21 protein-coding genes are annotated in these 20,613 nt (G+C 35.8%); 4 read left to right on the top strand and 17 right to left on the bottom strand.

Annotated elements, in window-relative coordinates; genetic code table 11:
- Positions 1-86 precede the first annotated feature (86 nt).
- Complete coding sequence (locus R4Z10_RS04940; protein ID WP_338472095.1) at positions 87-539, top strand: universal stress protein; 453 nt, start codon at positions 87-89, stop codon at positions 537-539.
- Between the two features lie 56 nt (positions 540-595).
- Here the strand turns inward: R4Z10_RS04940 and argH are convergent, their stop codons facing one another.
- Entirely contained in the window at positions 596-1,969 is a 1,374-nt protein-coding gene (gene argH, locus R4Z10_RS04935) for an argininosuccinate lyase (RefSeq protein WP_338472094.1), read from the bottom strand.
- The gene (locus R4Z10_RS04930; RefSeq protein WP_338472093.1) at positions 1,966-3,174 is read right to left on the bottom strand and encodes an argininosuccinate synthase; all 1,209 of its coding nucleotides are present in this window, start codon (positions 3,172-3,174) and stop codon (positions 1,966-1,968) included. The genes argH and R4Z10_RS04930 overlap by 4 nt, the downstream gene beginning before the upstream one ends.
- A 213-nt stretch (positions 3,175-3,387) precedes the next feature.
- On the opposite strand from R4Z10_RS04930, the gene R4Z10_RS04925 reads away from it, so the two are divergent.
- A complete protein-coding gene (locus R4Z10_RS04925; RefSeq protein WP_338472092.1) occupies positions 3,388-3,702 on the top strand; it encodes a hypothetical protein in 315 nt (104 codons plus the stop codon).
- Between the two features lie 36 nt (positions 3,703-3,738).
- Here the strand turns inward: R4Z10_RS04925 and R4Z10_RS04920 are convergent, their stop codons facing one another.
- The 9 genes from R4Z10_RS04920 to sppA form a co-directional block, all read right to left on the bottom strand.
- Positions 3,739-4,251, bottom strand: a complete 513-nt coding sequence (locus tag R4Z10_RS04920) for a MogA/MoaB family molybdenum cofactor biosynthesis protein (RefSeq protein WP_338472091.1) — start codon at positions 4,249-4,251, stop codon at positions 3,739-3,741.
- Positions 4,248-5,090 carry an EcsC family protein gene (locus R4Z10_RS04915; protein ID WP_338472090.1) on the bottom strand — a complete coding sequence of 281 codons (843 nt, stop codon included), beginning with the start codon at positions 5,088-5,090 and terminating at the stop codon, positions 4,248-4,250. The genes R4Z10_RS04920 and R4Z10_RS04915 overlap by 4 nt, the downstream gene beginning before the upstream one ends.
- A gap of 219 nt (positions 5,091-5,309) precedes the next feature.
- Positions 5,310-6,518, bottom strand: a complete 1,209-nt coding sequence (locus R4Z10_RS04910) for an acetate kinase (RefSeq protein ID WP_338472089.1) — start codon at positions 6,516-6,518, stop codon at positions 5,310-5,312.
- A 204-nt stretch (positions 6,519-6,722) separates the two neighbouring features.
- A complete protein-coding gene (locus tag R4Z10_RS04905; protein WP_338472088.1) occupies positions 6,723-7,703 on the bottom strand; it encodes a class I SAM-dependent methyltransferase in 981 nt (326 codons plus the stop codon).
- Positions 7,704-7,879: 176 nt separating this feature from the next.
- Positions 7,880-8,380 (bottom strand): thiol peroxidase, encoded by a 501-nt coding sequence (tpx, locus tag R4Z10_RS04900; protein WP_338472087.1) that lies wholly within the window; start codon positions 8,378-8,380, stop codon positions 7,880-7,882.
- 210 nt (positions 8,381-8,590) lie between these two features.
- Positions 8,591-9,058: a GerW family sporulation protein gene (gene ytfJ, locus R4Z10_RS04895; RefSeq protein ID WP_338472086.1), complete on the bottom strand. Its 468-nt coding sequence runs from the start codon at positions 9,056-9,058 to the stop codon at positions 8,591-8,593.
- 17 nt (positions 9,059-9,075) lie between these two features.
- Positions 9,076-9,726 carry a DUF2953 domain-containing protein gene (locus tag R4Z10_RS04890; RefSeq protein ID WP_338472085.1) on the bottom strand — a complete coding sequence of 217 codons (651 nt, stop codon included), beginning with the start codon at positions 9,724-9,726 and terminating at the stop codon, positions 9,076-9,078.
- A 128-nt stretch (positions 9,727-9,854) separates the two neighbouring features.
- Entirely contained in the window at positions 9,855-10,409 is a 555-nt protein-coding gene (locus R4Z10_RS04885; RefSeq protein WP_338472084.1) for an RDD family protein, read from the bottom strand.
- 10 nt (positions 10,410-10,419) lie between these two features.
- Positions 10,420-11,433 carry a signal peptide peptidase SppA gene (gene sppA, locus R4Z10_RS04880; RefSeq protein WP_338472083.1) on the bottom strand — a complete coding sequence of 338 codons (1,014 nt, stop codon included), beginning with the start codon at positions 11,431-11,433 and terminating at the stop codon, positions 10,420-10,422.
- 140 nt (positions 11,434-11,573) lie between these two features.
- On the opposite strand from sppA, the gene R4Z10_RS04875 reads away from it, so the two are divergent.
- Positions 11,574-12,374 carry an NAD kinase gene (locus R4Z10_RS04875; protein WP_338472082.1) on the top strand — a complete coding sequence of 267 codons (801 nt, stop codon included), beginning with the start codon at positions 11,574-11,576 and terminating at the stop codon, positions 12,372-12,374.
- Positions 12,375-12,412: 38 nt separating this feature from the next.
- Here the strand turns inward: R4Z10_RS04875 and R4Z10_RS04870 are convergent, their stop codons facing one another.
- The 5 genes from R4Z10_RS04870 to ezrA all read right to left on the bottom strand — a co-directional run bounded on the left by R4Z10_RS04870 (position 12,413) and on the right by ezrA (position 18,764).
- A complete protein-coding gene (locus tag R4Z10_RS04870; RefSeq protein ID WP_338472081.1) occupies positions 12,413-13,996 on the bottom strand; it encodes an acyl--CoA ligase in 1,584 nt (527 codons plus the stop codon).
- A gap of 178 nt (positions 13,997-14,174) precedes the next feature.
- On the bottom strand, positions 14,175-14,378 hold the full coding sequence (locus tag R4Z10_RS04865; RefSeq protein WP_338472080.1) for an alpha/beta-type small acid-soluble spore protein: 204 nt from the start codon (positions 14,376-14,378) through the stop codon (positions 14,175-14,177).
- Between the two features lie 122 nt (positions 14,379-14,500).
- Positions 14,501-15,706 carry a tRNA uracil 4-sulfurtransferase ThiI gene (gene thiI, locus R4Z10_RS04860; protein WP_338472079.1) on the bottom strand — a complete coding sequence of 402 codons (1,206 nt, stop codon included), beginning with the start codon at positions 15,704-15,706 and terminating at the stop codon, positions 14,501-14,503.
- A gap of 1 nt (position 15,707) precedes the next feature.
- Positions 15,708-16,847, bottom strand: a complete 1,140-nt coding sequence (locus R4Z10_RS04855; protein ID WP_338472078.1) for a cysteine desulfurase family protein — start codon at positions 16,845-16,847, stop codon at positions 15,708-15,710.
- Positions 16,848-17,063: 216 nt separating this feature from the next.
- Positions 17,064-18,764, bottom strand: a complete 1,701-nt coding sequence (ezrA, locus tag R4Z10_RS04850; protein WP_338472077.1) for a septation ring formation regulator EzrA — start codon at positions 18,762-18,764, stop codon at positions 17,064-17,066.
- Positions 18,765-19,156: 392 nt separating this feature from the next.
- On the opposite strand from ezrA, the gene hisJ reads away from it, so the two are divergent.
- On the top strand, positions 19,157-19,963 hold the full coding sequence (gene hisJ / locus R4Z10_RS04845; protein ID WP_338472076.1) for a histidinol-phosphatase HisJ: 807 nt from the start codon (positions 19,157-19,159) through the stop codon (positions 19,961-19,963).
- Here the strand turns inward: hisJ and refZ are convergent.
- Positions 19,960-20,589: a forespore capture DNA-binding protein RefZ gene (refZ, locus tag R4Z10_RS04840; RefSeq protein WP_338472075.1), complete on the bottom strand. Its 630-nt coding sequence runs from the start codon at positions 20,587-20,589 to the stop codon at positions 19,960-19,962. The genes hisJ and refZ overlap by 4 nt on opposite strands.
- Between the last annotated feature and the right edge of the window lie 24 nt (positions 20,590-20,613).

Below are 20,613 nucleotides of genomic sequence, written 5' to 3'. Positions count from 1 at the left end.
GTTTTTAACGAACTTTTCTAAATCTTTTCACAAATAGGCTCGAAAAATGTTGTATAATGAAGTTGTAGAAAAAGGAGGGAATTCTAATGGCACTATCTTATAAGAAAATCCTAGTCGCTGTTGATGGATCTAAGGAAGCAGAATGGGCTTTTAAGAAGGCAATTGCAGTTGCTAAACGAAATAACGCTAAATTAGTCATTGCCCATATTATTGATACACGTACATTTGCAACAGTCGAAGCGTACGATCGTACCATTGCAGAAAGAGCTGAATTATTTGCAAAAGAATTAATGGAAAATTATAAAAAGGAAGCAAATGATGCTGGCGTAGCAGATGTAGAATATGTCATTGATTATGGTTCTCCAAAAATTAAAATTCCAAAAGATATTGCTAAAAAGAATGAAATTGACTTAATCATGTGTGGAGCAACGGGGTTAAATGCAGTTGAACGTTTCTTAATTGGTAGCGTATCTGAACATATCACACGTCATGCACGTTGTGATGTATTAGTTGTTCGCAGTGAAGATGTAGATGAGTAATCGTGAATACCTCTATATAAAAGCCACGTTACCAATTGATAACGTGGCTTTCTATTTTAGGCTAAGCAGTTTTTCGCTTTATTAATGGCGATCTTTATTTGCGCGAAGCCTGTCCCACCAGCACTGTTACGGCGTGCTACTGCAGTTTCAGGTGCTAGTACTTCATAAATATCCTCTTCAAACAGGCTGCTGGCCGCTTTATAATCATCCATTGATAAATTAACTAAGTAACAATTTTTCTGAACACATTGGAGAACAAGTTTTCCAACAACTTCATGCGCTTCTCTAAACGGCATCCCTTTATCAGATAAGTAATCAGCTAACTCGGTTGCATTCGAGAAATCTTGTTTTGTTGCTTGAATCATCTCAGCTTGATTCACTTTCATCGTGCGAATCATTCCTGCAAAAATTTTCAATGAACCTGTGATTGTTTTAACTGAATCAAACAGCCCTTCTTTATCTTCTTGCATATCTTTATTATAAGCTAGTGGCAAACCTTTTAAGACAGTCAATAGTCCCATTAAATTACCATACACACGTCCTGTTTTCCCACGAATAAGTTCTGCCATGTCCGGATTTTTCTTTTGCGGCATGATGCTGCTCCCCGTAGAGAAACTATCATCAAGTTCGATAAATCGAAATTCCTGACTCGACCATAAAATGATCTCCTCACTTAAGCGGGAAAGATGCATCATTAAAATTGAGCTGTTGGAGTGAAACTCAAGAATAAAGTCACGATCACTCACAGCATCTAGACTGTTCTCATAAATACCATCAAACCCTAACAATTCCGCACTGTATTCTCGATCAATTGGAAAAGTAGTACCCGCTAATGCCCCTGCTCCAAGCGGAGAAATATTGATTCGTTTCAAACTTTCCTTATAACGTTGTTTATCACGCTCTAACATCCAAAAGTAGGCCATTAAATGATGAGCAAAGGAGATCGGCTGTGCTCTTTGTAGATGAGTATAGCCTGGCATAATGGTTTCAATGTGGCTCTCTGCCTTATCCAATAATGCCTGTTGAAGCTCTTCCACTAAATCTATAACAAGGTTGACTTGTTCTCGTAAATATAAGTGAATATCTGTCGCTACTTGGTCATTACGGCTTCTTCCCGTATGTAACTTCCCACCAACAGGACCAATTAAATTGGTTAACTGGCTTTCAAGATTTAAATGGATATCTTCAAGTGCAACGGAATATTTTAATTCATCATTTAGCGCCTTTGCCTTTAGTGTCTCTAATCCACCTTTAATTTGCTGGGCTTCTTCATTTGTCAAAATACCTGTTTTGGCAAGCATCGTCACATGGGCGATGCTGCCAGTTATATCTTCTATTACTAATTCTTGGTCGAAGGAAATAGAGGCGCCAAATTCATCGACCCATTCTTCTGCAGATTTGGTAAATCTTCCGCCCCAAAGTTTTTTCACACTGTCACCTTCTTGTTTGATTGAACAATACTTTGAACTTTTGTTGGTAGACCCCAAAGCTTAATAAATCCTACTGCTGAAGCATGATCAAACTGATCATCTGAAGTATAAGTTGCTAAATTTTCATCATATAACGAGTGTACTGATTTTCTTCCTTCTACAATCGCGTGACCTTTGAACAGTTTGACTCTTACTATACCTGTTACATATTCTTGAGTTTCTACTAAGAAGGCCTTTAAAGCTGAAGTTAAAGGAGAGAACCATAGTCCATCATAGATCATTTCCGTTATTTTTTTCTCAATTACTGGTTTAAAATGGGCCACTTCTTTAACAAGTGTTAAGTCTTCTAATTCTTTATGAGCTTTAATTAATGTCATGGCAGCTGGACATTCATATACTTCCCTTGACTTAATTCCAACTAAACGATTTTCTACATGGTCGATTCTTCCAACCCCATGTTTTCCTGCGAGTACATTTAATTCTTGAATTAAATTTGCTAATGGATAAGATTGTCCGTTAATAGTAACAGGTACCCCTTTTTCAAAGCCAATTTCAATAATATCTGGCGTATCAGGAGTATCTTCTAATTCAGCCGTTAATTCATATGCATCCTTTGGAGGAGTTGCCCATGGATCTTCTAAGACTCCACATTCGTTCGCTCTTCCCCATAAGTTTTGGTCGATTGAATATGGACTGTCTAAATTAATTGGAATTGGAATATTCTTTTTCTTCGCATATTCAATTTCTTCTTCTCTTGACCAAGCCCACTCACGTACGGGAGCGATTACTTCTAAGTTTGGATTTAATGCTTGGATTGATACTTCAAAACGTACTTGGTCGTTTCCTTTGCCTGTGCAACCATGTGCAACAGCTACCGCACCAACTTCTTCTGCTACTTCAACTAGTTTTTTTGAGATTAATGGTCTTGAAAGTGCAGAACTAAGTGGATATTTTCCTTCATATAATGTATGTGCTTGTAATGACACCAATGCATAATCATGCGCAAACTCTTCCTTAGCATCAATCACATAAGATTGTACCGCCCCAACCTTAAGCGCCTTTTCTTTAATAAAATCTAAGTCTTTTCCCTCACCGACATCTAAGCAGCACGCTACAACATCATAGCCTTGGTCCTTTAACCAACTTACAGCAACTGATGTATCTAAACCACCTGAATATGCGAGAACAACTTTTGGATTTTCCATTACTAATCCCCCTATATGATAAACGAATATTTATACATAATGTTATATTTTTATTCATCTCTATGAATTAAACTTTAACAACTTTTTCGCTAAAATTCAATAGGTAAATAAAAAAATTAACAAAAATATTATGCAAATTACTGTTAAGATTTGACTAATAGAAGTTCTTACCATTCTGTAGTAAAATAGAGAAAACATATAGGAGGAAATGGATTGGATAAATATTTTTACTATAATGAACGATTAGGAATTGATGTTCCTGTTATAAAAGAAGATTGGGATTCGTTAACAACTGATATCCAACAATCCATTTTGCTGCATTGGGAAAAGATTCGCGGAAAGATTCCAGACCGTATAAAGGATCTAGAAAAAATCATCAATACTAAACAGTCTCAGCTTTCCAACGAATCTAATTTTGATCGATCCTGTCAATTAAATCGTGAAATCGCAGATCTTGCTTCTACAATTAATGATTTATGGCTGTGGTTTCGTACAGATCAGGACATTAGCGAAAAAGTGCATATGTAAACGGAAAAAGAGTGACACCAAGTCACTCTTTTCGTTTTATAAGTCTTTTTGAAGCTCTTTCACAACATGACCTAATTCAGGCAGAATTAATTTATTCATAGCTAGTTTAACCGCTCCCGATGATCCTGGGGTTGAAAATACCGCTTTATGACCAATTACCCCTGCGACTGCCCTAGATAGAATGGCTGCTGAACCAATATCCTCTGTATAGCTTAACATCCTAAATAATTCACCGAAGCCATCAATTTCCTTATCGAACAGTGATTTAACTGTTTCAATGGTGACATCCCTCATGGCAATCCCAGTTCCACCATTTGTCAAAATCACATCGACATCTGGATTGTCACATCCTTTTAGAACCGCTTCCTTAATCGATTCCTTTTCATCCTTCACGATCAAATAATCGACAATCGTATGTCCAGCATTCTCTAACAGTTCGATTATTAATTTCCCGCTTTTATCATTGTCTTTATTTCTTGTATCACTTACTGTTATCACTTGACAACGAACACTCTTTAACGCATTTTTCTTATGTTCCTGCAGACTCATCTGCGTCCACCTTCTTTCTCAATTAAGTATCTTGCTTGGTAATATTTATGGGCAAATTCAGTTACTTTTTTTGTAAATTGATAATTGACCCCTGCCCCTATCGCCATACTCACAAATGGTATTCCTTGAATCATTTTTTTTCTAAATAATACAATGGCCATTCCTTTGAGAAGCTGTTTAAATAATTGATCCAGCCATGTAATATTTGCTAAGTCCTCATTTCCTTCATAAAAATAACGCGGATCTTCTCCACCAAAATCATTCATTAAATCTTGCCAGCCAGCACTTTGTAAATAAGGAGGATGAATGGATGCATTAAAAACCTTTAGTGCAGTCATCATTTCAAAAGGAGTATTGACCTCAATCCCATACGTCATTGCAATTAATTGAACAGCTCGCAAATTGATGACCGCCATTGCTGGTATATCCGCTCCTAATAAAAGCGTTCCACCGGTTCCGGAAATCCCACCTTGTGCGAAAGAATAAATCCGATGCCGAATAATTTGCTGTCCTGCTATGTATTGTAGTTGATCGATCGTAAGCTGTTTTAGATCTTCTATAGAATGAATATCTTCTAGAAAAACCCTCCCACTAGCAATGATTCTCTCCTTTGCATCAATTTGCATTTCAGATCCTTGAATCATTGCATGAAGATGAAACAACCAATTATCAAGATTTGAAAAAACTTGTTCTTTCACCTTTTGGGGTAGTTGTTGGATGGCATTTTCAATATATCTATCGTAAGTTCGTTGAAAATCATTTGCCTCAGAATTGTACATACGATTTTCCCATTCACGAATCTCTTGCAGAACCTTTTGTTCCCGAATCGTTAACGTCATATTGCCCCTCCTTGAGTTTTGAAATATCGGCTAACCTACTTACCTCACTGCTATTTGAAAAATAAGAGGCTTGCTCAAGCAAAGTTAGCTTTTTTCGAATCCAGGGATTATGTGTATTTAATTATACCGCTTATTTTTTATCAGTATAACATATTCGCAATCGGAATTTCTTTGCATACAAAAAGACAAAGGGTTGGCCCTTTGTCTTTGATGAATCCATTAGTTTGACTTTGCTGTTTCTTTATTGCTTAAGCGCATAACGTCTCTTGCAATCATTACTTCTTCATCCGTAGGAATAATCATTACTTTAACCGGTGAGTGTGGGTAACTAATAAAACGTTCATCCCCACGAACTTCATTAAGAGATGGATCCCAATACACACCCATAAATTCAAGGCCATTTAATACACGTGCACGGATCGTGTCACTGTTTTCACCAATACCAGCTGTGAAAATAATTGCATCAACACCATACATACGTGCTGCATAAGAACCAATATATTTATGGATATGGCTTGCAAAAACAGTTAATGCAAGTTCAGCTCGTTCGTTCCCTTCAGCTGCTGCTTGTTCAATGTCACGTAAATCACTAGAGAAACCTGATAGGGCAAGCATTCCACTCTTTTTGTTTAAGACTTCTAATACCTCATCAGCATTTTGATTTGTTTTTTCCATAATATATGGAATTAATGCAGGATCAATATCCCCAGAACGTGTACCCATAGTTAAACCAGCTAGTGGTGTAAAGCCCATTGTTGTATCAATCGACTTTCCACCTTCGATCGCTGTAATACTCGCCCCATTTCCAAGGTGACAGGAAATTAAACGAAGTTGACTTAATGGTCTGCCAAGCATTTCTGACGCACGCTCTGATACATATTTATGAGATGTACCATGGAAACCATATTTACGAATACCAAAATCTCTATAATATTCATAAGGAAGACTGTAAACGTAAGAGCTCATTGGCATTGTTTGGTGGAAAGCTGTATCAAATACCGCAATCGCTGGTACGTTTGGTAACACGTTTTGGAATGCTTTAATTCCAGTTATATTAGCAGGATTATGCAATGGCGCAAGCTCAGATAATTCTTCAATCTTGCGTAGTACCTCGTCTGTAATTAAAACAGAATCTGCAAATGCCTCACCACCATGTACAACCCGGTGTCCAACCCCTTCAATTTCATCCAGTGATTTAATAATTCCAAGGTCAGTTAATTTGCTTAATAAAAGTTTAACAGCCACATCATGGTTGGGAATATCGGTTGTTTCAGATTGTTTTTCACCGTTAACTGTAATGTTAAAAACCGCTTCATCAAGTCCAATTCTTTCGATTAACCCTTTAGTGATTACTTGCTCGCTAGGCATTTCAAATAATTGAAACTTTAATGATGAACTACCAGCGTTGATCGCTATAATTTTTGCCATCTTTTAACGCTCCTTTATATAAACTAATCCGTATTAATGAAAGTCAAAGTCTTGCTCTTATAGTTTGCCCAGTTATTATTCACTAATCATTAAAACATTGTCTGATTCATTATTCAAGAGTTTTCACCAATCTTTCACAAGGTTCGACAAATGAAAGTGATTTCAATAAATAATAATTGTCGTTTTCTGGGAAAAGGATAAAAATTATTTATTTTCATTAATCCAGCGATCAATTTTCACTAAGATTTTTTCTACTTCGGTAACGTTTGAAAGTGAAGGCATATTCACTAATAAAACTTGCTTTGGTGCATTTAGTTTTTCTGCTTTTTTTTGCAAGATGAAGACACTCTTCCCAGTTTCCTTATTCTTAAACATGGATAATGGCAATTGGATGATACCTTGAATGTTGACCGTTTTACTTAGATATTCCTGTAATTTCTTTGCTTGTTCACTCTCGAATAATCCATTAGGGATAATAAAAAATAAATAGCCTCCCGGTTTAACATGACGGATACTTTGTTCAATAAATAAATGATGTGCATATGTATGACCTTCATCAACTTTTAGTTCATAATCAGCCGCTCTTATGTCATTCGGATAATACCCAACAGGCAGATCACTGATGACTGCATCAACAGGCTCAATAAATAGCGGCTCTAAACTATCTTGATTAAAAAATTGAATCGGATGTTCCTGTAAATTGGCATTAACATAAGCTAATTTAATTAATAAATCATCAATTTCAATTCCGATTCCATCTATCGCTTTATCTGGATCTTGATTAATGGCTGCTGTTAACAAATTTCCTGTACCGACAGCTGGATCTAATAATCGATAAGTTGGACTTTTTATAAACTTTTTTAATAAGTATCCTATTAACATTCCGATTGTATCTGGAGTCATTTGATGATTTGGTTGAGTACTGTCTTTCATCCCTTTTAAAATGGCAAGTTGGAATGATTTTCGAATATCTTCCTTAGTAAAATTACTTAGTTGAACCTCTTGATATGTTTTCCTTAACCTTTTTTCTGTTAATTCACTTAATTCCTGTAAAACAGTTTCCTGAAATAGATTTTCCCCTGTTTCTGCGAGAGCTTCTAAATAGCTACATTTGGATTCTTCTTGAATAAGTGTTGCAGTTTCATTTATAACGGTAAATAATTCTTCCACTGGAGTCATTTTCACTGTTATTCCTCCTGAGTTTTCTTTTCGTACCTTATTTTAGCTATGTTTATGTAGATGGACAAGTTAAAAGTGGTTTAAACGCAAATTTGGAGTATTTACGAGGAATCTTGTAGAGATTGAAGTCATATAAATAGAAAGCGGCAAAATTACCGCTTTCTATCGACTTTAAACTTTGATTATTTTGCTTGTTTAGCCGCTTCAATCGCAGCTTCATAATTTGGATGATTGGTTGCTTCACTTACATATTCCGCATACGTAACTGTGTCGTTTGAATCAACAACAAATACCGCACGAGCTAACAAACGGTTTTCTTGAATTACAACACCAAATGCCTCACCAAAAGACAGGTCACGATGGTCAGATAACGTTTGAACTTTATCTACTCCAGCAGCTCCACACCAACGCTTTTGTGCAAATGGAAGATCTACACTGATTGTTAAAATGTTAACATTGTCAAGCTTTGAAGCTTCTTCATTAAAGCGACGAGTTTGCGCATCACATACGCCAGTGTCAAGAGATGGAACAACACTGATTAAGCGAACGCTGCCTTTACTATCTTCTAACGTTACCGGTGATAAATCATTTGCTAAAACTGTAAAATTAGGAGCTTTCTCCCCTACTTTTACTTCACTTCCTACTAATGTTACTGGATTTCCTCCAAATGTAATAGATGCCATCCTATTTCCTCCTCAAAAAGCAATATATGTACATTGTAAATATATCCTCGATTTAGAATATTTGCAATAAAAATGGCTTAATTTTGGAATATTATTTGACTATTATTTTCCATTAGTAATATTACATTAACTTTTCCCATATAGAAATAAAAGGTACCAGAAACCACTAAAGTTATGAATTAGCGGGTCTGGCACCTTTAAACCTCTTTTTTATAGATCTAATTCCTTTTTAGGTCCATTGTATTCACTCGGGTTTGCTTGACCGTTTGACTGATTAGAACCATCATTTTTATTTTTGTTTTCAAACATTTGTTGTATCTTATCAACTGCTTGTGGAGCAAGGTCCAGAATTCTCTCATATAGATGTGTATTCTCATCAAGATGAACCATCTTTACTCCGCTAGAACTTACAATTAAAAATGCTACAGGGGTGATTGACACACCACCACCACTACCACCACCAAATGGAACCATTGATTTATCAGAATCTGATATTTGACCATCTACTGTAAATTCACTACCTCCAGCAGCAAAACCAAAACCAACTTTAGAGACTGTTAAGATCACACTGCCATCTGGGGTTTCAACAGGGTCACCAATAATCGTATTCACATCAATCATTTCTTTTAAATTTTCCATTGCGGTCGTCATTAAACCTTGAATTGGATGATCAGCCATTCTTTATTCCTCCACTTCTAAACTGTGTTAGTCTTTTCTTGAGAAAGGATAGAAAACAGCCTCGATCTGAACTGAGGTCGTCCACCTTTCCAAAATTTGATTAATTTTATACCTGCAAACATAGCATGCCCGATTCTAAATTGAAGCATACATTGAAATGAAGTCTGCGAAACAGGCATTTGAAAATGGGGTTGAACCAATAGAGTCGGATTTACTTTTAGTTTGAAATAGTTACTAATAATGCCGATAATACCACCTTTGACTGTCCAAATGGCTCCAGTTAACATTCCCGTCAAAGAAGCCTCCCCTACTCCAATTACCGTATGCCATTGTAATTGTTTGACGGAAACCTTCTTCAAAAAGTTTCTTATAATTCGATGCAATGAAACAACATGCTTTAATAATTTCTCCATATCCTTGAAACCATTTAAAAAATCTTCAGCAAAGAATTGACTTCTTTTCTCACTAGTTACTTTTTCCTCTTTACCTTTTTTCATTTCTTCTTCCATTACGATCGCCGGAGAGTTGTCATCAATTTTAATGATTGGAACATTGAGCGTATAGCGAATAAGTCCAAACCAAGCTCTAAATTTAATAATTAATGAATCATTATCTCTTGCATGGTTGAAGACGATATAAATATTTATTCTAGATATTAGGATAACCAATAATAATAAAAAAAGTATCAGAAGCCCGAGCAAAATCCATTTCAAATTTGTTCACACCTTTCAACCTGATATTATTGGCAAAAAAAGACATAAATAAACCCATCATCGGATGATGACGGGTTTCGTAATTATGAGCGCTCATGAATAACCGTTGTATCTGCAAATAGGTCATGAACTCCTTGTTTCTTCGGTAAAAAGCCAACAACAATATATAAAATTAAAATCGTTCCGGAAATAAATCGGCCAACCCACTCTCTAAACATCACAGTTGACCAATTCAATTTTTGGCCTTGCAGCGAAATAACTTTAAGGCCGAACACCATTTTACCTAAAGTTTGACCAAAGTATTTAGTCATTAAAACAAAGTAAGCATAGAAGATAATCGCCGTGATGATCGAAACAGGTGCAAACATACTCGCCTCCCGAACCGGTAAGTCAAACAATCTAAATAGGGGATAGACAAGAATACGATTAATACTTCCGACAATCACGATATCCAATAAATAAGCCCAAAATCGCATCCAAAATCCTGCATACTTAAGCTCGAGTTGATCGATTTTATTAAGATTACTTTGTTTATTTACTTCTAATGGGCCCTCATCAATAGGAATGGATTGTGATTGTTCATATACAGGTTCTTTTTCCTTTTCATTATTTGCTTGATTCCCATTCATTTCATTCATCTCTTCACCCCTATTCCGAATACAAATACATTAACCGTGGTGAATGACTTTGCGTTAATAAATTCATAATCCCTGCAAGTTCCAAATCATCTTGTCCAAGCAATCCACGTGCACTCATTGAGAACAGAGAACCAAAGCCGAAGCTTTCTGTATATTTAATAACTTGTGCATTACCCAATTTATGATCTTCTTTTAACGCATCGACAACGTCCTCAAAGTAACCAAATTCATCAATTAAATTAATCTCTTTAGCCTGACGTCCATCATATACCCGGCCATCCGCAATACGTCTCACTTCTTCTTCCGGAATATCCCGGCCTTCAGAAATAACTCTAACAAATCCATTATAAGAATTATTGATCATATTTTGAAGAATCGTTCTTTCCTCTTCGGTCATTTCCCTTGTTGAACTCATGATATCTTTAAATTCGCCACTTTTAATCGTTTCAAATTTAACACCATATTTTTCAGCTAACCCTGTAATGTTGACCCCTTGCATAATGACTCCAAGAGAGCCTGTTAATGTTTCAGGGCTTGCATAAATCTTTTGAGCAGGTGCTGATATGTAATATCCTCCAGATGCAGCCATCGATCCCATAGAAATATAAACAGGCTTTTTTGCTTCTTCCTGAATTTCAACAATCTTATCATGGATTTGCGCACTTTCTACGACTCCACCACCAGGGGTATTAACTCTAATAATAATTCCTTTTACCGAACCGTCATTTTTCGCATGATTAAGATTTTTTAAAAAGGCTCGATGATTATAGCTGACAGTAGAAAATAGCGATGTTGGTTCACCCGTATCTTGAATCGTTCCATTAATATCGAGTACAGCAATTTTATTGGAAGGATTTCCATCCTCAATCACTTCCTCACCTAATAAATTACCTGTTGGATTCATCATCTCCTCTAAAGAACTTTGAAAGTTACTAGAAACAATGGTAGAAAAAACATTTGTTATACTAGAAAAAATAAATAGCACGACAGCAATCCCTAAGGCTGCCCAACGTTTCTTATTCACTTAATTGCCTCCTTTTTTTATTGTCGTCTCTTAATTACGCATTAAGAAATAAAATGTTTCAAAATTATTTTAAAATCAAATAAGGTAGTATGAAAATTATCCATATTCTGCTAGTATACGAATTAGGAGGTGCATGATAAATGGCTGATAGAAAAAATATTTATTTTTACTATAAAGAAACTGAAAAAATACATAAAGATTTAAATAATTTAATGAATCAGATGGCTGAAAACGGCTTCAAAGTTGTTAACTCGGCTAAAGACGCAAATATTATCGCGAGTATCGGTGGAGATGGAGATTTCTTGCAGTGCATTCGAAGAACTGGTTTCCGTGATGACTGTCTATATGCTGGATTCTCAAACACCGATCAACTTAGCTTTTATTGTGACTTTTATTTAGATCACCCTGAAACAATAATGGATGCAATTCACAATCAGCAAATGAAAGTACGTCGTTATCCCATTATTGAAGTAACAATAGATGATGAATTATCCTATTTATGTATCAATGAATTTAGCATTCAATCGGCCATTGTGAAGACTTTTATTTTGGATGTATACATTAACAATTTGCAACTCGAAACCTTTCGAGGCGATGGACTAGTGATCTCTACACCGACTGGCAGTACTGCATACAATAAGTCGGTTCACGGTGCCGTTGTTGACCCTAAATTAGCTTGTATGCAAATCACCGAACTCGGCTCATTAAATAATAACAGGTATCGAACATTAGGTTCTCCATTTATTGTGAGCGCTGATAAAACAGTCACATTGATTGTAGGAAAAGAAGGGAACGAGCATCCAATCATGGCTATTGATAATGAAGCCTTGAGCATTCGTCAAGTAGAGAAAATTCAAATTAAACTCAGTGACAAAAAGATAAAAACAGTTAAGCTTAAAGATAACACTTTTTGGCATAAAGTTAAACGCACATTTCTGTAAAACTTTTTAAAGTTAGCCATGAAATGGCTAACTTTATTTTAATGTTCGATTTTCAAACTTATTTCTTGATTTCTAAGTTCAACTCTTCGAATTTTACCAGATATCGTTTTTGGAAGTTCTTGAACAAACTCGATTTTCCGCGGATATTTATATGGTGCGGTTATCCCTTTCACATGACTCTGAAGAGCTTGAACTAATTCCTGACTTTCTTCGACACCTTCTTTTAGGATAACAAATGCCTTAACAACATTGCCACGAATTGGGTCTGGACTTCCTACTACCGCACATTCTTTGACAAGTGGGTGCTTTACAAGCGCATCTTCAACTTCAAAAGGTCCAATTGTATAACCTGAACTGATAATAATATCATCGTTTCTTCCTTCAAACCAAAAATATCCTTCTTCGTCTTTTTTGGCGCGGTCACCTGTAACATAATATTCACCGCGATATTGTTGAGCTGTTCGTTCCGGTTCTTTATAGTATTCTTTGAATAGGGCAGGCGTATCTTTGTGGACCGCAATGTCTCCAACTTCTCCGACTCCACAAATTTGCCCCTCATCATTAATAATTTCAACTGAATTTCCTGGTGTTGGTTTCCCCATGGATCCTGGTTTTAGTTCCATTTCCTTTGTGATTCCAACTAATAAGGTATTTTCTGTTTGCCCATACCCATCTCGTACCTTTAAACCAAAATGCTTATTGAAGATATCAATAACCTCTCGATTTAATGGCTCACCAGCTGAAACAGCACTATGAATATGAGATAAATCATAGGATTCAAGATGATCTACTTTTGCCATTAAGCGATATTCCGTTGGTGTACAGCATAAAACATTGACTCCATATTTTCCAAGGAGCTGTAAGTACTTTTCCGGTTCGAATTTTCCGTGATAAGAAATTCCTGTCGCACCTGAGCCTAAAACAGCCAAAAATGGGCTCCAAATCCATTTCATCCAACCTGGACCTGCTGTTGCCCAAACTGTGTCTCCTTCATTAATACAAAGCCAGTGGGTTGCTGCAGTGCGTAAATGCGCATAAGCCCATGCATGGGTATGAACAACCGCCTTTGGGTTCCCCGTAGTCCCAGAGGTATAAGAGAGAAACGCCATATCCTCACGATTCGTATCAGCGATTTCGAGTTCTTCTGAGGTGTGAGTTATAGAATCTTCTAGACGAATCCATCCTTCCACATTTTCTCCCACTACAAACTTTAGCTTATCATTCATTTGCTCAATATTGGCTAATTCACTTGTGTACGGATAATAGCTGATCACAGCTTTGACATCCCCATGAACAATACGATATTGCAAGTCTTTTTCTCTTAGCATTTCTGAACTTGGAATAACGACAATTCCTAATTTTAACGCTGCTAAGTATACTTCGTATGCTTCTATTAATCGAGGGATGATGATCAGTACAACATCGCCTTTTTTTAAACCTTTTTCTAGAAAAACATTTCCAATTTTATTAGCAGTTAACATTAAGGAGCGATATGTAATTTCTTGAGTCTGACCCTCATGGTCTTCCCATTTAACTGCAATTTTCTTGTCGTCCTTTGCATATTTTTCAATTTCCATTACAAGATTATATTGCAATGGAGCTATTAAATCTTCTCTTTTCATTCTTTCGCCTCCAAACATCTGTATTTCATAATAACACAATTTAATCAGATTTTAGTATACATTTAACTTGTTGATAAGACCAAGCACTTAAAAGGGAATACAGGAGAATGAATGACCACAAGTGAAAAGGAGCGAGAATGAATCCCGCTCCTTGTAGCCATTTTTATTTATTTGTTGTTTATCGAGTCATACCGCCGTTTAATTGTTGTTCAGCCATTTGAACTAAACGCTTTGTGATTTCTCCACCTACAGAACCGTTAGCACGAGATGTAGTTTCTGCACCAAGGTTTACACCAAACTCAGAAGCAATTTCATATTTCATTTGCTCAAGAGCTTGTTCAACTCCAGGTACTAAAAGGTTGTTTGAGTTGTTGTTTGGCATGTGATCTTCACCTCCTTGTGAGTATATAATGTGTAGAATCACATGACTTCATTCAACAACTCAATTGGTAAATATATGCATAGATTAAAGTGGAAAGCAAGTACATTAAAATCAATAATTAATTAAAAAAGCTCATCAAAAACATCCATCTTATTGCTTTGTGGTTTAATTAAGATCGATTCGATATTTTCAACAGCCTTTTGAATATACGGTTCAAAATCAAAATAACTTTCATAATGATTGACTTTTTCTCTTCTCGGCTTTGTTTTTGGGGAAGGTGGAACAAATACCGTGCAGCAATCCTCAAATGGTCTAATCGATATATCGTGAGTGTCGATTTCCTGCGCGATATGAACAATGTCGGATTTATCCATCATGACTAGTGGTCGTAATATCGGTGTATTTGTCACTTCATTAATCGCATACATACTTTCAATCGTTTGGCTTGCCACTTGTCCTAGACTTTCTCCTGTCACAATTGCTAATGCTTCTTGTTTTTTTCGAATCTCATCAGTGATTCGTAACATAAGCCTTCTAGTCGTTGTCATCGTGTAGTTTTCTGGAATTTGCTTTTGGATGATCTGTTGAATTTCAGTAAATGGTACAATATGTAACATAAAATGACCATTAAAATTCGATAACTTCTCAGCTAAATCCATTACCTTTTGTTTTGCTCGTTCACTTGTAAAAGGTGGACTAAAGAAATGGACACCCTCGACTTCTAATCCCCTTTTTAAAGATAAGTAACCAGCAACAGGACTATCAATTCCACCAGAAAGCATGAGCATTGCCTTTCCACTTGATCCTGCCGGCAAGCCACCCGCTCCTTGAAAAGTTTGACAGGAAATATACGCCGCTTCTGACCTAATTTCAACAACCATATTAATATCAGGTTGTTTAACATCAACCTTTAAGTTCGGTACATTTTGAAGAATATGACCCCCAAAAGTGTGGTTTAATTCACCTGTATCCATATAATATGTTTTATCCGCACGCCTTGTCGTAATTTTAAATGTTTGGCCCACATGATAGACATCCTTGAACAGTTCTAGAACTGCGTTTTTCATTTCATCCAAGTCTTTACTAGTTTTAATTACTGGACTAAAGGATTGAATACCAAATACACCCTTTAGACGTTCACAAATTTGTTTGCCGTCCTCACCGTTTAGGACTACATATGTACGATCACGGTTTCCTTTGATCGATACATTCGGGAAATCATGTAAGGCCCCTTTTATACTATTGCTTAATTTTTCAACAAATTTACTGCGGTTTCTGCCCTTTGTGGAAAGTTCACCATAGCGGACTAATATTCGATCGTAATTCATTTTATTTCATAACCTTTCTAAGTACGTCAATCGTCTCCTTAATTGCGGATAAAGCACTCTTTACTTCTGCCATTGTATTCCAATAATCTAAACTTATTCTAATTGCACTGGTTGCCCGATCTTTTGGTACCCCCATAGCAATCAATGTATTGCTTAAAGTTTTATGTTTGGATGAGCATGCAGAGGTTGTCGATACATAGACTTCCTTTTCCTCAAGTGCATGCACAAGTACCTCAGATTTAATCTGTGGGACTGAGAAATTAATAATATGTGGTGCTGATCCCTCGGGTGTATTAATTATAACACCATTAATTAATTCTAATCCTTGCTTAATTTCATTTGCCAAGCTTTGTAGATGTTCTTTTTCTGTATCGTACTTTTCTAGTATCATCCGTAATGCTTTAGCAATGCTCACAGCCCCTGCCACATTTTCCGTACCACTTCTCCGTTTTCCTTCTTGGTTTCCCCCATGAAATAACGGATTTATTTTAACCGCATCTTTTATGAATAGCAACCCCGTTCCTTTTAATCCATGAAACTTATGGCCTGACATCGTGCATAAGTCAATCCCACATTTCTCAAAATGGAGCGGAACCTTCCCAACCCCTTGGACATAATCAACATGAAATGATGCGGTTGGATACTTCTTTACGATATGACCAATTTCTTCGATTGGTTGTATTGTTCCTACTTCATTATTTACATGCATAACAGAAACAAGAATGGTATCATCTTGCATGGCATTTTCAATGTGTTTAGGATCTACGATTCCATTACGGTCAGCCTCTATTATTGTAACCTTGAAACCCTCACCTTTTAATGAATGGAATACTTCTCGAACAGATGCATGTTCAATATTTGTTGTAATAAGGTGACGACCTTTATGTTTATTTGCAAGTGCGACACCTTTTATAGCTAAATTATTCCCTTCCGTTCCACCTGATGTAAATATAATTTCCTGTGGTTTTACAGAAAGTAGTTGGGATACTTGAATTCTTGCCTGTCTTAATAATTGCTCGGCTTTTCCACCAAAATTATGAAGGGAAGATGGATTACCAAAATAATCGGATGAAACTTTAACAAAAGATTGTAAAACTTCTGGAAATGGCCTTGTTGTTGCACTGTTGTCTAGGTAAATCACCTAACCCCCTCCTCATTATTTATATATATAATCAAATATGCCGCCAAAATTTGCGTCCGGATTTTCCCCACTGAATCAGCGAACTATCAATATTCATCCCTTACTTATAAAAGTGAGAGATGAATCCTAGTTGAAGTTAAATATTAGCATACTGTAAGCTATTTGAAAAATTAAGAAAGACAAAAGGCTTGCCCTTAGCAAACCTTTTTGTCTACCTTATACTTCGACTAGCTCCTCATCCAGTTGATTTTCAATTTTCTTTAAGACATCTGGTTCAATCTGTTCAATTGCCGCAACTGCCTGTTCCAATGCTTCCTGATATTGAAAAGATCGGAAGGATTTTTCGGCCTCTTTTAACCCCTGATTAACAGATGTATGTCTGCTTCGATAACGATTTCCATACTGAATAACTTTTTCTGTAATCGCAACTGTTTCAAATAGGTTATTTGTTTTATTTGTTAAATTCTCAACCGTTAAAATCGCTACCTCTAAGAATTCTTTCACATCTGGAATATTAAGTGGGGTTTCATTTAATTTACCGATCACTTGCTTAATACTATCTTGAGCTTCCTCCATCATATATTGGAAATCTTGAGGAACTCCCGGAATGTTACTATTTGAGATAAGACGAATGGTTTCAGCAATTTGCTTCCGTAATAAAGCAACCTTTTCTCGAGCTTCAATCTCGTCTTTACGTAAAGTTTGCATTTTCTCAGCAAATTCTGCTTGTTCAGCAACAATAGCATCTAAAGAGTCTCTCACACTTGTTAACTCAAGTTGCAAATAAGAATATGCAGCTACATTATCATTCATTTTATTCTCAATTAAATCAAATCGGGTAAAAAGCTGATCCAATCGTTTCGCCAATTTTTCAATGATATCCATATAGGAATCATTTAAATGATAACTTAATTGAACTTGAATAAATTCATCGTTTAATTCACGATTTACGTTTTTAGCCATTTGAAGCTTCTCTAATATTTCACGATCATGCTTTTTCATCTCATGCTTAGCTAATACTTCCTTTTCCAACAAATCGTACAATTGTTCGATTGATTGTTTCCACTGTTCAACACTAACTTGGACTTCATCCATATCCATCTCTTCAAATTGAGTCATAACGAGTTGCAGTTCTTGAGAAATTCTATCTTTCTCCTCTTCAATTAAAATATGATCTAATACATACCCTTGAGCTAGCATTTCACGATATCCTTCGTTGAGTTCAACTAACATAGCTGGAATAATGGATTGACACTCATTTAGTAAATTAGGAATAGAGTCCATTTCCCGTTTTGTTTTCGTTAATAATTCATGGATGTGTATTACAATTTCTCGAGCCGCTAAGTAATTTCCATGATTTGTATTCTCATCAAACCCTTGAAAGAGTTTGGAAATATTTTCTAATTTCTCTTCAAGCGGTTTTTCCATTTTTCCGTATAAGTAACGATGAGCCAACAACCTCTTTTTGCACTCTCGATAAGTCTCTTTTAAGCCATCAATCTCAGCCCGGTTTTTTTCCTCACTTCCTACAAGTTCCCCTAACTCATTTAGAAGCGTTTTAATGGTATCTTCAATTGTAGAAAGTTTCGTATTAACCTCTGCTTGAATTTGTTTCACCTGTTTGAAACGATATTTATCAATACTCTCTTCGATATCAAACAATAATTCTTCAATACGCGGTAATTCTGTGGTGACAATTTCATCCCAAGTTCCTCTCCACCGCTCAAATCGTTCTTCCGTTTCGCCATTCATGTTAAGTCGTTTTACCTTTTGCATTTCATTAAGGACAGGGCGGTTCGTAATATCCATCTTCCAAGCTTCTAAACGATCCGTTTCCTTATAATATTTTTTCTTCATAAAAAATCCCGCTAGGAATATACAAATTAATACTGCAATTCCACCAATAACGTATTCCAATTTGCTGTGCCCCCTGTTCTTCTCCGAACCAGTTATATATGATAAGTTGTAAATTTTTATGGATAAATATTTCATTAATAAATTTGGGCTTTTATATGAAGTTAAATACCTCACAAACAACTGTGTATATGATTAAATTGTGTACTAAAGCAGATGCATTAATGTCGAGGTAAGAAATTCCATATTTTAAGCCACGTACATATTCTTTTCAATGTTTTTATGATAACATGTAAACGACATTTTTTGACTATTAAAATCAATTTTTTTCTGATTGACATGATGTTTTTCCCTAAACTTAGTCAAAATGCCACTTATATTCTATAAAAAGCATAACTCTATTAAAACACAAAAATTAACAATTGTTAAAAAATATTTCTTGAGGAGTGACTCAAATGGGTAAAAAAGACGGTCATATCCATACTTATTACTGTCCACACGGGACGAAAGATCCTTTTGAAAAATATATCGAAATGGCAATTTCACTCGATTTCGAGGAGGTCTCATTTACTGAACACGCTCCCCTTCCAGATGGATTTATTGATACAACCCCAACACAGGATAGTGCTATGAGTGCAAATCAATTAGATTTATACTTCGAGGAAATAAGAGCACTAAAAGAAAAGTATAAAGGTAAAATCAAAATCAATTGCGGTCTCGAGGTTGATTATATCGAAGGTTATGAACAGGAAATAAAAAAAGCTTTAAACAACATAGGTTCAAAGCTTGACGATGCAATATTGTCTGTACATTTTCTTAAAAATGGTGACAAATATGATTGCCTTGATTACAGTCCACAGTATTTTGAACAGATGATACACGAATACGGCTCCGTTGAGAAGATATATGAAAAATATTATGATACAGTTCGTATGTCAATTACTAGTGATTTAGGCGTCTTTAAACCTAAACGAATCGGTCATATTACGCTCGTACACAAGTTTCAAAAAAGGTTCCCTTATCAAGGTAATGAAAATTCAGCCATAATAGAGATACTAAAGTTAATTAAACAACATGGCTATGCACTAGACTATAATGGAGCCGGTACTGCAAAACCCCTTTGCCGGGAACCTTATCCTCCTAACTGGGTGATACAGAAGGCAGTTGAAATGCAGGTCCCGCTCGTATATGGCTCTGATGCACATCAAGCAAAAGAACTTGGACAAGGCTACAAAGAAATGCAAGATTTTATACATTTTTAACTAATATAGGTCTTGGATTGCAGTGTGTCTGGTCTTAAGACACTCTCAACCCATTGATAGATTTCTTTCAAATATTTTTCAGCAAAGTATTTCTCATGTGGGAAAATATGGAGGACTTCTGAAATATATTGACTGTTAAGGAATGGCATTGATAGCAAACTTTTTAATTGTAATATAAAATAATTAATGTTTATTTTATTAAATTCTTTTTGTAACATACCGATTTCGAGGATTTGTGTGAAACAATACCTCTCTTTTACAGAATAGGTTGACATCATTTCTCGGACAATTTGGCTATCCACTGAAAGTTCACGTAAAATAAAACGGGTTAAATGGCTGTTTTGATAATGAAAATTCACTAAATTTTCAATGACCTTTTTCAAGCACGGAAAAGCTCCATCATCAAGATTAGCCATTCCTTTTTCTAATTCGATTAAATAATTTTCATAATAAGCCATAAAGCAATATTCTAATAGACCTTCTTTGCTTTGAAAATAATAGGAAATATTGGCAGCATTCACTTCTGCTTTTTTTGCTATATCACGTATTGAAGTCCCGTGGAATCCATTTGTATTAAACAAAGAAATCGCTGCCTGTACAATGGCTTCTTTCGAATTTTTTTTCAACTTCACCACCACCCTTTCAGTTTT

The organism is Niallia sp. XMNu-256 (assembly GCF_036670015.1).
In the GTDB taxonomy this organism is placed as follows: domain Bacteria; phylum Bacillota; class Bacilli; order Bacillales; family Cytobacillaceae; genus Bacillus_BD.
Note: the sequence above shows the minus strand (reverse complement) of the source record. Positions and strands in the feature narration are given on the sequence as shown.